General features: G+C 68.4%; 9 protein-coding genes. 4 read left to right on the top strand and 5 right to left on the bottom strand.

What is annotated here, in order from left to right; translation table 11 throughout:
- Positions 1 to 8: 8 nt before the first annotated feature.
- The 3 genes from H9654_RS03640 to H9654_RS03630 all read right to left on the bottom strand — a co-directional run bounded on the left by H9654_RS03640 (position 9) and on the right by H9654_RS03630 (position 6,720).
- Positions 9 to 1,454, bottom strand: a complete 1,446-nt coding sequence (locus tag H9654_RS03640; RefSeq protein WP_191769104.1) for an FAD-dependent oxidoreductase — start codon at positions 1,452 to 1,454, stop codon at positions 9 to 11.
- Between the two features lie 70 nt (positions 1,455 to 1,524).
- Positions 1,525 to 5,979, bottom strand: a complete 4,455-nt coding sequence (gltB, locus tag H9654_RS03635; RefSeq protein WP_191769103.1) for a glutamate synthase large subunit — start codon at positions 5,977 to 5,979, stop codon at positions 1,525 to 1,527.
- Positions 5,980 to 6,324: 345 nt separating this feature from the next.
- Positions 6,325 to 6,720 carry an I78 family peptidase inhibitor gene (locus H9654_RS03630; RefSeq protein WP_101101668.1) on the bottom strand — a complete coding sequence of 132 codons (396 nt, stop codon included), beginning with the start codon at positions 6,718 to 6,720 and terminating at the stop codon, positions 6,325 to 6,327.
- Positions 6,721 to 6,837: 117 nt separating this feature from the next.
- On the opposite strand from H9654_RS03630, the gene H9654_RS03625 reads away from it, so the two are divergent.
- Positions 6,838 to 7,908, top strand: coding sequence for a DNA topoisomerase IB (locus H9654_RS03625; RefSeq protein WP_225211853.1), 1,071 nt, complete (start codon positions 6,838 to 6,840; stop codon positions 7,906 to 7,908).
- Here H9654_RS03625 and H9654_RS03620 read toward each other — a convergent pair.
- A complete protein-coding gene (locus H9654_RS03620) occupies positions 7,886 to 8,230 on the bottom strand; it encodes a hypothetical protein (protein ID WP_191769101.1) in 345 nt (114 codons plus the stop codon). The two genes, H9654_RS03625 and H9654_RS03620, sit on opposite strands and share 23 nt — an antisense overlap.
- A 182-nt stretch (positions 8,231 to 8,412) precedes the next feature.
- Between H9654_RS03620 and H9654_RS03615 the strand changes: the two genes are divergently transcribed.
- From H9654_RS03615 to H9654_RS03605, 3 genes are all read left to right on the top strand, one after another.
- Complete coding sequence (locus tag H9654_RS03615; RefSeq protein WP_191769099.1) at positions 8,413 to 9,546, top strand: SDR family oxidoreductase; 1,134 nt, start codon at positions 8,413 to 8,415, stop codon at positions 9,544 to 9,546.
- Between the two features lie 168 nt (positions 9,547 to 9,714).
- On the top strand, positions 9,715 to 10,101 hold the full coding sequence (locus tag H9654_RS03610; RefSeq protein ID WP_057508951.1) for a BlaI/MecI/CopY family transcriptional regulator: 387 nt from the start codon (positions 9,715 to 9,717) through the stop codon (positions 10,099 to 10,101).
- Positions 10,102 to 10,104: 3 nt separating this feature from the next.
- A complete protein-coding gene (locus H9654_RS03605) occupies positions 10,105 to 11,958 on the top strand; it encodes a M56 family metallopeptidase (protein WP_191769097.1) in 1,854 nt (617 codons plus the stop codon).
- 44 nt (positions 11,959 to 12,002) lie between these two features.
- Here the strand turns inward: H9654_RS03605 and H9654_RS03600 are convergent, their stop codons facing one another.
- Positions 12,003 to 12,326 carry an I78 family peptidase inhibitor gene (locus H9654_RS03600; protein ID WP_101101658.1) on the bottom strand — a complete coding sequence of 108 codons (324 nt, stop codon included), beginning with the start codon at positions 12,324 to 12,326 and terminating at the stop codon, positions 12,003 to 12,005.
- Positions 12,327 to 12,346: the final 20 nt, after the last annotated feature.

Here is a 12,346-nt window from a genome sequence, read left to right as displayed (position 1 = left end):
GCGCAGGATCATGCCAGCAGCAGGCGCACGATGCTCGCCGCGGCATCACGTCCTTCGGCCACCGCGGTCACCACCAGGTCCGCGCCGCGCACCGCATCGCCGCCGGCGAACAGCCGCGGGTGCGCGGTCTGGAACGGCAGGCGGTCGTTGCCGCCGACCTGCAGGCGACCGTTGCCGGTGGATTCCACGCCGTGCGCGGACAGCCATTCCGGCGCACTGGGCGAGAAGCCGAAGGCGATGATCACCACGTCGGCTTCCAGCAGCGATTCGCTGCCCTCGATCGGCACCGCGGCCTGGCGGCCATCGGCATCGGGCGCGGCCAGTCGTGTCTCCACCACGGTCACGCCGATCGCCTCATCGTCGGCCCCGGCTTCGATGGACAGCGGCTGGCGGTTGAACAGGAAGCGCACGCCTTCTTCGCGGGCATTGGCGACTTCGCGCGCGGAACCGGGCATGTTGGCTTCGTCGCGGCGGTAGGCGCAGGTAACACGCGCCGCACCCAGGCGGATGGCGCTGCGCACGCAGTCCATGCCGGTATCGCCGCCGCCCAGCACCACCACGCGCTTGCCGGTGAGGTCGGGCAGGCTGATCTGGTCTTCCCAGCCGGCGATCGGCCGGCCCTGCGGATTGTCGCCGCTGACGATGCGGGCATTCTGTACCAGGAACGGCAGCGCCGGCAGCACGCCTTTCAGGTCCTGCCCATCCAGCCCGCCGTCGGTATAGCGGTAGGCGCCGGTGCCCAGGAACACCGCATCGTGTCGCTGCAGCAGGTCATCCACGGTGACATCGCGGCCGATCTCCACGCCAAGCCGGAACTGCACGCCCATGCCTTCCAGCACCTCGCGGCGCTTGCGGATCACGTCCTTGTCCAGCTTGAAACTGGGGATGCCGAACTGCAGCAGCCCGCCGATCTGTTCGTAGCGGTCGTAGACCACCGCGGTGATGCCGGCACGCGCCAGGCGGTCGGCGCAGGCCAGCCCGGCCGGTCCGGCACCCACCACCGCCACCGTGCGCCCGGTGGGCTCCACCGCGCTCAGGTCCGGACGCCAGCCGCGTGCCAGCGCGGTATCGACGATGTATTTTTCCACCGCCCCGATGGTCACCGCGCCGAATTCCTCCAGCGTGCAGCTGCCTTCGCACAGGCGGTCCTGCGGGCACACCCGGCCACACACTTCCGGCAGCGGGTTGGTGCTGTGGCACAGCGTGGCGGCTTCTTCGATGCGGTTTTCCTGCACCAGCTGCAGCCATTGCGGGATCGCGTTGTGCACCGGGCATTTCCAGCTGCAGTACGGGTTGCCGCAGTCCAGGCAGCGGCCGGCCTGGTACTGCGCCTCCTCCTTGCCGAACTTGCCGTACAGCTCGCCCCAGTCGCCGGAGGTGCGGAGTTCCACCGGGATGCGCTGCGGCATCGTCCGGGGCAGGTCGAGGAACTGGAATGCGTGCTTGCGGCTCATGGCGTGCTCTGCCTGTCGGTTTGGAGGTGCTGCCGGCCAGCGACCGGCACTACCGATGAAAAGGGCGGGGTCATGCGGCGCGGCGCAGGGTTTCGGTCAGCGATTCGATGCTGGCGGCTTTGGGCTTCACCAGCCAGAACTTGCCGATGTAATCGCGGAACTCGTCCATGATCTGCTGGGCCCAGATGCTGCCGGTCAACTCGCGGTGGCGGCCGATCAGCCGATGCAGGTGCTGGCGGTAGTTCTCGAAGCCTTCGGCGGAAACGCGATGGATGTCGATCAGCTCGTGGTTGTAGCGGTCGACGAAATCACGGTCCACGTCCAGCACGTAGGCCAGCCCGCCGGTGAAGCCGGCGCCGAAGTTCAGGCCGACCTTGCCGAGCACCAGCACCACGCCGTCGGTCATGTATTCGCAGCAGTGGTCACCGGCGCCTTCGATCACCGCCAGCGCACCGGAGTTGCGCACCGCGAAGCGCTCGCCGGCCCGCCCGGCAGCGAACAACTCGCCACCGGTGGCGCCGTACAGGCAGGTGTTGCCGATGATCGCAGTGCTGCGGGCTTCGAAGCGCGCGCCGCGTGGCGGACGCACCACCAGCCGGCCACCGGCCATGCCCTTGCCCACGTAATCGTTGGCTTCGCCTTCCACTTCAAGGTGCAGGCCACCCACATTGAAGGCACCGAAGCTCTGCCCGGCGGTGCCGCGGAAGCGCAGCTCCAGCGGGGCGTCGGCCATGCCTTGGTTGCCATGCGCGCGGGCAATGGTGCCCGACAGGCGGGTGCCGATGCTGCGGTCGGTGTTGTGGATCAGGAAGCGGTGGTCGCCGCCGCGCTTGTGCGCGATGGCATCGGCCAGCAGCCCGTCCATCTGCGTGGCCAGGCTGTCCGGCGATTCGTACAGGCGCTGGGCGGCGCAGTGGCTGCCTTCGTAGCTGGCATCGGCGAGCAGCCGCGACAGGTCCACGCGCACGCCTTCGCGCGGCGCGGCATCGATCTGCCGCAGCAGTTCGGTGCGGCCGACGATCTCCTGCAGCGAACGCACGCCCAGGTAGGACAGCCAGCCGCGCACTTCCTCGGCCAGCAGCCTGAAGAAGTTCTCCACGCGTTCGGGCTGGCCGGTGAAGTAGTTCTCGCGCAGGCGCTCGTCCTGGGTGGCCACGCCGGTGGCGCAGTTGTTCAGATGGCAGATGCGCAGGTACTTGCAGCCCAGCACGATCATCGGACCGGTGCCGAAGCCGAAGCTGTCCGCGCCGAGGATGGCCGCCTTGACCACGTCCAGGCCGGTCTTCAGGCCGCCATCGGTCTGCAGGATGGTGCGCGCGCGCAGATCGTTGCCGACCAGCGCCTGGTGTGCTTCGGCCACGCCCAGTTCCCACGGCACGCCGGCGTAGCGGATGGAACTCACTGGCGAGGCGCCGGTGCCGCCGTCGTGGCCGGAGATGGTGATCAGGTCGGCGCCGGCCTTGACCACGCCGGCGGCGATCGTGCCCACGCCAGCGTGGCTGACCAGCTTCACCGACACCAATGCGGTCGGGTTCACCTGCTTGAGGTCGTAGATCAGCTGGGCCAGGTCTTCGATGGAATAGATGTCGTGATGCGGCGGCGGCGAGATCAGGCCAATGCCCGGCTTGGCATAACGCAGGCGGGCGATCAGTTCGTTGACCTTGTGGCCGGGCAGCTGGCCGCCCTCGCCGGGCTTGGCGCCCTGGGCCACCTTGATCTGCAGCACTTCGGCGTTGACCAGGTATTCGGCGGTGACACCGAAGCGACCCGAAGCCACCTGCTTGATCTTGGAACGCTTCTCGGTGCCATAGCGGGCGGGGTCTTCGCCGCCTTCGCCGGAGTTGCTGCGGCCACCCAGGCGGTTCATCGCGATGGCCAGCGCTTCATGCGCTTCCGGCGACAACGCACCCAGGCTGATCGCCGCGGTATCAAAGAGCGGGAACAGTTCGCTGGCCGGTGCCACCTCGTCCAGCGGCGTCGGCGTGGCGGCCGGAACCAGCTGCAGCAGGTCGCGCAGCGCGGACGGCGGACGTGCGTGCACGGCATCGCAGTACGCCTGCCAGTGCGCCGGATCGCCCGAGCGCGACGCGCGCTGCAGGCTCATGACCACGTCCGGGTTGTACATGTGGTACTCGCCGCCGTGCACGTATTTCAGCAGGCCGCCGACGTCCGGCTGCACCTGGTCATCCCACGCCTGCACGGTCAGCTCGCGGGCTTCTGCATCCAGCCGCGCGAAGCTGACACCACCCACGCGCGACGGCGTTTCCGGGAAGCACAGGTCCACCACGTCCGGCTCCAGCCCGACGATCTCGAACAACTGCGCGCCCCGGTAACTGGCCACCGTGCAGATGCCCATCTTGGAAATGATCTTCGACAGGCCCTTGTACACGCCCTTGCGGTAACGCCGACCAATCTGCGACTGCTCGCCGCCCTTGCTCAGCTTCAGGATGCCGCGACGGCCGAGGTCGAACAGCGTCTGGTAGGCCAGGTACGGATACACCGCAGTGGCGCCGAAGCCCAACAGGCAGGCCATGTGGTGCGGGTCGCGCGCGGTGCCGGTTTCCAGGATCAGGTTGACGTCGCAGCGCAGCCCGGTGTTGCACAGATGGTGGTGTACCGCGCTCGTAGCGAGCAGGGCATGCACCATCGGCCGGTCCGTGACCGGGTAGCGGTCGGACAGCAGCAGCATGACGATGCCCTCGCGCGCGGCCTGCTCGGCCTCGGCACAGATGCGCTCGATGCCGGCCCGCAGGCCTTCTTCTTCGCTGTAGGACAGGTCGATCAGCCGGTTGGCGTCGGCGTACTGCTCCATCTTCAGCAGCTGGCGCAGCTTGCGCTGGCTCAGCACCGGCGAATTGAGGATGACGTGGTTAACGGTCTCCGCGCCGGCGTGGAAGATGTTGGTCTCCTTGCCGAGCTGGGTGGACAGGGACATCGCGCAGTCTTCGCGCAGTGGATCGATCGGCGGGTTGGTGACCTGCGCGAAGGCCTGGCGGAAGTAGTCGTACAGCGGACGGCTGCGCTGGCTCAGCACCGCCATCGGCGTGTCATCGCCCATCGAGCCGGTGGCTTCCTGTTCGGTTTCCGCCAGCGGGCGCAGTACCTGCTCCACTTCCTCGGTGCTGAGCTGGTACAGCTTGTGGTAGCTGCGCAGGGTGCGGGCGTCGAACGGTTCTTCCACCAGCGAAGGATCGATCAGTTCGGTCTGCAGGTAGGTCACGCCCTGCTGCAGCCACTGCTTGTACGGCGCGCGGCCACGGTTGATGCGGTCCACCGCCTCTGAATCGAGCAGGTCGCCGCGCTTGAGGTCGATGGCGATCATCTCGCCCGGCCCCAGCTTGCCCTTGCGCACCACGCGTTCGGTGGGCACTTCCCACACGCCGGCTTCGGAGGCGACCAGGAAGTGGCGGTCGGAGGTGAGCATCCAGCGCGCCGGGCGCAGGCCATTGCGGTCCAGCGTGCACACCGCGTAGCGGTCGTCGCAGGCGACGATGCCGGCCGGGCCGTCCCACGGCTCGCTGTTGAGCCCGTGGAATTCGTAGAACGCGGCGAGGTCGGGATCCTTGAATTCCAGCGACTGCGTCGCCGGCGGGACCAGGATGCGCAGCGCCTGGATCAGCTCCATGCCGGCGCTGACCATCAGTTCCAGCATGTTGTCCAGGCTCTGCGAGTCCGAACCGTGCATGGAGATCACCGGATCGAACTCGGCGATGTCGAAGCGCGGGGTCTTCCACACCTTGCTGCGCGCCTGCGCCCAGCGGCGGTTGCCTTCAATGGTGTTGATCTCGCCGTTGTGGGCGAGCATGCGGAACGGATGCGCCAGCGGCCAGCGCGGCAGCGTATTGGTGGAGAAGCGCTGGTGGAACACGATAGCGCTGGAGGCCAGGTCGCTGCGCTGCAGGTCCAGGAAGAAGCGCGACAGCTTGTCCGGCAGCACCATGCCCTTGTAGCTGATCGCGTTCGGGCTGAGCGTGGTGACGTAGTAATCGGCGTGGTCGCGCAGCGACTGTTCGCTGCGGCGACGGGCCAGGAACAGGGCCAGGGTGAAGCCGGCATTGTCCTGCGCTTGGCCGGCATCGACGAAGACCTGTTCGATGCGCGGCAGCGTATCGCGTGCCAGCTGTCCACAGACGCTGGGATCGGTCGGCACCACGCGCCAGCCGCGCGGCTGCGTGCCGGCCTTGGAGAGCTCCGCTTCCAGCGCGGCGCGGCACTGTGCGGCGGCGGTTTCATCGTGCGGCAGGAACACCACGCCGGCAGCGAAGCACGCGCCGACGTTGAGGCCCGCTTCGGCGGCGATGGCTTTCAGGAACGCCTGCGGGCGACGCAGCAGCAGGCCGCAGCCATCGCCGGTCACGCCGTCGGCGGCGACGCCACCCCGGTGGGTCATCCGCGAAAGCGCGGCGATGGCGGTATCCACGAGCAGTCGGGACGGCTGGTCATCCAACTGGGCGACCATGCCGAAACCACAGGCATCGCGCTCGTGTCGTGGGTCGTAAAGCCCGTGGCGGTTGCGGGGGGCCATCTTTGCCTCTTGGTCAGGTGAGCGGGGACTCCTGAGCCTGCCCACAGGACGCGCCGTGACCACTGGAATGAGGCTGCCGTGCCGGGACGGCAGGGAAAAGCGAAGTGGCGTCCTGGCGTTGGTCGATGCGACCGTTCCCCCGGCAGGGCCGATGCCCGTGCGGTGGCGTGCCTCCCCTGGCGCTCGCCAAGCGCTTTCGCGCTCACTCCAGGAGACAGGGCGCGCTACCTGGAGCGCGCGGGATGCCACCGGATGCTTCGACTAGACCATAGATGGTGCAATGCCGCAACACACGGTTGCACGCGCAACCAAGGCGCTGGCAAGTGCTTGCCAGCGCTGGGGAAATCAGCCGCAGCGAAGGCCGCTGACCACGTCCTTCTCGTCAACTTCCACGTTCAGGCGCTCGCCCACGAACTCCATCGTGGTCATGTCGCCCGGGCGCAGCACGCGCAGCGATTTCGCGCTGGCATCCTGCTGGGCTTGGCTGCCGAGTGCATCGGTATAGGCCTGGCCGACCAGGCTCTGCACCTGGGTGGCATCGCAGTTGCCGATCGGCGGAGCTTCGGTCGCCTTGCCGGCTTCGTCGGCAGGAGCGGTGGCCTTTTCAGCGGCCTGCTGGGCCTGGGCGGTGACCGCATCCTGTTCGTCCATCGGCGGTGCCGAACAGGCGGCCAGCAACAGGGTGGCGGGGAGCAGGAGCAGGAAGGGGCGCGCCAGGCGCGGCAACTGCAGGAACGGCATGCGGACTCCAGGAACGTTCAAGGTGACAAAGGCGTGAGCATAGCGGCTGTTGGCCGCCCACGTGTTTGTGTTGCGTTATTGACGCGGCGTGCTCGGTGCGACCGCCACACTGCGAGCATGAGCCCACCCCCCGCAACCCCTGAAAAAGCCGCCGCCCGCGCTGCCGGACTGCGTTACGTGGACGACAGTCAGCCGGGCTACCAGCGGCGTCGGGCGGGAAAAGGATTCAGCTACCGCGACCCGGCCGGACACGTCGTGCGCGACGCCGAGGTACTGGCCCGCATCCGCTCATTGGCCGTGCCCCCGGCCTATACCGATGTGTGGATCTGCCCCTGGCCCAACGGCCACCTGCAGGCAACCGGTCGTGACGCACGGGGTCGCAAGCAGTACCGCTACCACCCTGATTGGGCGCGGGTGCGCGGGGAGGGCAAGTTCGACCGCATCATCGCCTTCGGCGAGGCCCTGCCGAAGCTGCGCCGGCACCTGCGCAACGACCTGAAGCGTGCGGGATTCCCGCGTGAAAAGGTCCTTGCGATCGTGGTCGCGCTTCTGGCCGAAACGCTGGTGCGGGTGGGCAATGAAACCTATGCGCGCGAAAACAAATCCTTCGGCCTGACCACGCTGCGCAACCGCCACCTGGCGCTGGTGGCGGGCGGCCGGGTGCAGATGCGCTTCCGCGGCAAGTCCGGCCAGCACCACGAAGTGGAGATCGGCGACAGACAGTTGGCCAGGCAGGTGAGAAGCATCCAGCAGCTGCCCGGGCAGGCGCTGTTCCAGTACCGCGATGACGATGGCACGCTGCAGCCGGTGGACTCCGGTGAGGTCAATGACTACCTGCGCGAGGTGATGGGCGAAGAGTTCACCGCCAAGGACTTCCGCACCTGGGGCGGCACCGTGGAAGCACTGCGGGCGTTCGCTGCCACCGAGCTGCCCGAGCCCGCCAGCAAGACCGCACTGGCGGCGGCGCAGCGCGAGGTGGTGTGCAAGGTGGCCGACCTGCTCGGCAATACACCGGCGGTGTGCCGCAAGGCCTACATCGATCCCAGCGTGTTCGACGGCTGGGAGCGGGGTGAGCTGGTCGCGCTGGCCGGCCTGCGTGGGCCGCGGCAGTGGGAACAGGCGACCCTGCGCTACCTGCGCAGGGCACGCCGGGTGACGGCAAAGGTCAGCCGCAGTAAACCGCGGTGATGTTGTTGGTGCGGCCGGTTTCAATCGTCAGCCGCTCCCCGCCCTCATGCGCGGCACCAGCGGCCGGATCGGCGCTGCCGCTGGCGGTGGGGCCACTGCGCTCGCGGCTGCCGCGCAGCACCTGTACCTGCAGGCTGTCACTGTCCACGCGGGCGCGCTCCACGGTTGCCGCCGACGCCGCCAGGCCGACCGCGCCCTGCACCTTGTCCAGGTGGCACTGGCCTGAGATCACCCCGTCGATCGGCTGTACCTGGGCCACCGGCGTGCTGCTGCAGGCGGCCACGGAAACGGCCATCGCGGCCACGCTGAGATAACGGATCATCGTTGCAGCTCCAATCAGGTTCGAGGCGCCCAGACTGACGCCTGCGGCGTGGTGCCGGGATGAACGCGTGCACACGCCGGGCACGTTGCATTCACTGCCGCGCCAACGCGCGATGTGGAGACTGGTTGCACGCTCTGGACACACCGCGCTGTCCTGGACAATCCGCTTCAAGAGGAGATCTCATGGCTACCGCCAAGACCGCCCCGGCAAAGAAAGTCCCCGCCCGCCAGAAAGCCACCCCGAAGGTCCGCAAGGGCACGCGCGCCGTCGCTGCCGCGCCGGCCGATGCAGAAGGCGCCGCGCGCAAACGCGTGGTCAAGACCGCCACGCGCAAAACCGCGGCCACCGATGAACGGGGTGCACGGGTGGCCGCTCGCCAGCGCCGCCTGCAGGACCAGGAAAAGGCCAAGGACGCACGCGCCAGCAAGAAGGCCGCAAAGAAAAAGGTGACTCAGGCCGGCACTCGCAGGCAACCGGAAAAGATGCCCGCGCAGAACATCGCCAAGCCCGGCAACGAAAACGAACTGGACCTGTCGCCCCGTTTCCTGGCCCCCGATTACGTGGGCAGCGGGAAGCTGAAAGGCCTGCGCGCGATCGTCACCGGTGGGGATTCCGGCATCGGCCGCGCCGTCGCGGTGCTGTATGCCCGCGAAGGCGCGGATGTGGCGGTGCTGCACCTGGACGAACACGAAGATGCCGATGTCACCCGCCAGCACGTGGAGCGCGAAGGCGGACGCTGCATCGTGATCGCCGGGGACGTGCGTGATCCGAAGTTCTGCAATCGTGCGGTGAAGCAGGTGGCCAAGGCCTTCGGTGGCATCGACATCCTGGTCAACAACGCCGCCTTCCAGCTGCACTGCCATCGCCTGGAAGACCTCGATGACGCCCACCTGCAGGAAACCCTGCAGACCAACATCGGCGGCTACATCCAGATGGCCCGCGCCGTGCTGCCGCACCTCGGCGAGGGCGCCAGCATCGTCAACTCGGGCTCGGAAACCGGCCTGTTCGGCAGCAAGTCGCTGATCGACTACTCAGCCACCAAGGGCGCCATCCATGCCTTCACCAAGGCACTGGCCAGCCAGCTGCTGCCGCGCGGCATCCGGGTCAACTGCGTGGCGCCCGGCCCGGTGTGGACCCCGCTGAATCCGGCTGACAAGGCCGCCCCGGACGTGGGCGAGTTCGGCCAGGACAGTGACATGGGCCGCGCCGCGCAGCCGGAAGAACTGTCCCCGGCCTACGTGTTCCTGGCCGCGCCCAGCTGCTCCAGCTACATCAGTGGCGCGATCCTGCCGGTGATGGGCGGGCCGCGCGGCTGAGCAAAAACACCTGGGGGTAGGGGTCAGAGTCCTTTTCCGCGACACGGAAAAGGACTCTGACCCCTTTTGCCCTTTTGCCGTTCGTCGGCGCATGACCTTCGGGGGGTTGACTACATCTGTCGCCATGGGCACTGTGGCGACACGTGTAGTCACCCAAGGAACCGTGCCATGCACCGCAAGACGATCGGGGACCAGGAACTGGCCCTGCTGCAGTACATCGACGAGGCAGGAACGCCCAGCGTGGGCGAAGTGGCTGTCGGGTTCGGCGAGCCGCGCGGCTTGGCCCGGTCCACCGTGCTGACCATGATGGAACGCCTTCGTGGCAAGAACTACCTGCGCCGGGAGCAGGCTGATGGCATGTACCGCTACCAGTCCACGGCCGGGCAGGACAGCGTGGTGCAGGGCGCCATCGCGCAGTTCGTCGACCGCACCCTGCAGGGTTCCGTGTCGCCCTTCGTGGCCTATCTGTCGCAGCGCGACACGGTCAGCGATGATGAACTGGCCGAGCTGGAAGCGCTGGTCGAACAGCTGCAGTCACGCCGGCAGGAGGGCTGAGCCATGGACGCGAACCTGATCGTGCTGCTGGAGCGGTTGGCCTGGACCAGCCTGCAGACTGCCCTGCTGGTCGCCCTGGTGTGGGGCGTTTGCCGCGCCGTGCCGTCACTGGGCGCGGCCGCGCGCTGCCGGATGTGGTGGCTGGTATCGCTGCAGGCGGTGCTGGGCCTGTTCTGGGCGCAGCCGCTGCAGCTGGCGGTGCTGCCGGCGCCGACGCTGGCGACCGGGTCGGTCACGCCGGCCGTCGGTGAAACACTGTACGTGCAGGCGGCTGCGCTGTCGGCACAGGGGCTGGCGAGTGTCGATGAGGGCATCGCTTCATCCGCGCTGGCGACCACGCCGTGGTGGGCACTGGCGCTGGCCGCGTTGTGGCTGGCCGGTGTACTGACCATGGCGTGGCGGACCCATGGCGAATGGCGGCGGACCCGCGCGCTGCTGGCCCATGCCACCCCGTGCGATGACCAGGCGCTGGTACGCGCGCTGCAGCTGGCGGCCGAAGCGCATGGCCTGCGTCGTGCCCCGCGCCTGTGGATGAGTGCCGATATCGATGCGCCGCAGGTGGTCGGACCGCTGCGGCCGGTGCTGCTGCTGCCGGTGGGTGGGCATGCCCTGCAGGGCGATGCGCTGGACCTTGCGCTGACCCATGAACTGCAGCACCTGCAGCGCAACGACCTGCAGTGGGGTCTGCTGCCTGCCCTGGCGCAGCACCTGTTCTTCTTCCATCCGCTGCTGCGGCTGGCGGTCAGCGAATACGCCCAGGCCCGCGAGGAAGCGGTGGATGCGGCGGTCGTGGACGGCCGTGGCGAGCGTCGCCAGGACTACGGTCGGCTGCTGTTGCAGCTGGGCGTGATGCCGCACCCGCATCTGGGCGTGGCCAGCGCGGCACCAAGCCGGCAGAGCCTCAAGCGCCGCTTGATCTCGCTGCAGCAGCATCACGCATGCCCGAAGGCGCTGACCGCGCTGCTGACCGCGGCCGTGCTGGCCGTGGCGATCCTGCCGATGCGCCTGGTTGCGGCCATGCCGCCGCCGCCGCTGCCCCCCGCTGCCCCGGCGGCGCCTGACGTGCCGGTCCCCCCGGTACCCGAGGCACCGCCGGCACCGCCTGCACCACCCGCTGCGGCCGTGCCTGCCGTACCGGCAGCTCCCGCAGTGCCGGCAGCCCCCAGCGTGCGCAGTGGACAGGCCAGCACCACTACCCATGTGCTCAGCCGCGACGATGGGAAGCGGGTCACCAGCCTGGTCACCCACGGCAGGCTCGACCTTGGCGAGCGCCCTGAGCGCGCTTATGTACTGGTCAACGGAGAGGAGAGCTACGCCGATGGGGCGCTGGATGACGTGACCCAGGCACGGCATGACCTGGGCGATGGCGCCCCGGGATTGTGGTTCCGCCAAGGTGACCAACGCTACGTGGTGCGCGATCGCGCCCTGCTGCAGCAATTGCAGGCCGCCTATGCCGATGCCGGCCGTGTAGGCCGTCAGCAGGCCGCACTGGGGACCCGACAAAGCGCGCTGGGGCGCCAGCAGGGCGAACTGGGACGGCTCACGGCCGAACAGTCACGTGCTGTCGCGCGACATGCCCGGGACACCGCGCGGCGGGCACTGGGCGGATCGGACATCAACCGTGATGCGGCGGCAGAAGCGGCACGGGCCTCGCGTGAGGTGGCGCAGGACGACGCGCATGAGGAACTGGCCCGTCTCGCCGGCAAGCAGGCCGAACTGGGCAGGCAGCAGGCGGCATTGGGCGTGGAGCAGGCCGCGCTTGGCGAACGCCAGGTGGAAATACAGGAGCGCGCTTCACGCGAAGCACGGCAGGTCATCGCCAAGGCAATGGCCGATGGACGTGCCGTCGAACTCTAGTGAAAAGCAGGGAGCGGGCGCGCGCCCGCTCCCTGCCGCAGGGATCAACCGCAGCTGGCAGAGATGATCTTGTTCTGCTCATCCACGCGCACGGTGACGCGGTCTTCGCGGTAGTCCATGGTGACCGCCATGCCGGGTTTGACCACACGCAGGGTTCGCGCACCGGCGTCGCGCACCGCGCGGTCAATGACTTCCTGGCTGGCCATCTGGCCGCTCAGCGCGGTCAAGGTGTCGCCATGGCAGTGGCTGCCCAGGCCTGCAACTTCCGGCTTCGGCGTGGTCGGCGCGGTGTCTGCGCTGGACGGCGTACTGCTGCAGGCGGCCAGCGGCAGCAGACAGGTGAGCAACAGCCAACGATTCGAACGCATGGCGGACCTCCCGGGTCGAT

This window comes from Stenotrophomonas lacuserhaii, from assembly GCF_014836545.1.
In the GTDB taxonomy this organism is placed as follows: Bacteria; Pseudomonadota; Gammaproteobacteria; order Xanthomonadales; family Xanthomonadaceae; genus Stenotrophomonas; species Stenotrophomonas lacuserhaii.
Note: the sequence above shows the minus strand (reverse complement) of the source record. Positions and strands in the feature narration are given on the sequence as shown.

Excerpts from the sequence above, each read along its gene's own strand:
- H9654_RS03640 (WP_191769104.1), bottom strand. The coding sequence starts at position 1,454 with ATGAGCCGCAAGCACGCATTCCAGTTCCTCGACCTGCCCCGGACGATG.
- gltB (WP_191769103.1), bottom strand. The coding sequence starts at position 5,979 with ATGGCCCCCCGCAACCGCCACGGGCTTTACGACCCACGACACGAGCGC.
- H9654_RS03630 (WP_101101668.1), bottom strand. The coding sequence starts at position 6,720 with ATGCCGTTCCTGCAGTTGCCGCGCCTGGCGCGCCCCTTCCTGCTCCTG.
- H9654_RS03625 (WP_225211853.1), top strand. The coding sequence starts at position 6,838 with ATGAGCCCACCCCCCGCAACCCCTGAAAAAGCCGCCGCCCGCGCTGCC.
- H9654_RS03620 (WP_191769101.1), bottom strand. The coding sequence starts at position 8,230 with ATGATCCGTTATCTCAGCGTGGCCGCGATGGCCGTTTCCGTGGCCGCC.
- H9654_RS03615 (WP_191769099.1), top strand. The coding sequence starts at position 8,413 with ATGGCTACCGCCAAGACCGCCCCGGCAAAGAAAGTCCCCGCCCGCCAG.
- H9654_RS03610 (WP_057508951.1), top strand. The coding sequence starts at position 9,715 with ATGCACCGCAAGACGATCGGGGACCAGGAACTGGCCCTGCTGCAGTAC.
- H9654_RS03605 (WP_191769097.1), top strand. The coding sequence starts at position 10,105 with ATGGACGCGAACCTGATCGTGCTGCTGGAGCGGTTGGCCTGGACCAGC.
- H9654_RS03600 (WP_101101658.1), bottom strand. The coding sequence starts at position 12,326 with ATGCGTTCGAATCGTTGGCTGTTGCTCACCTGTCTGCTGCCGCTGGCC.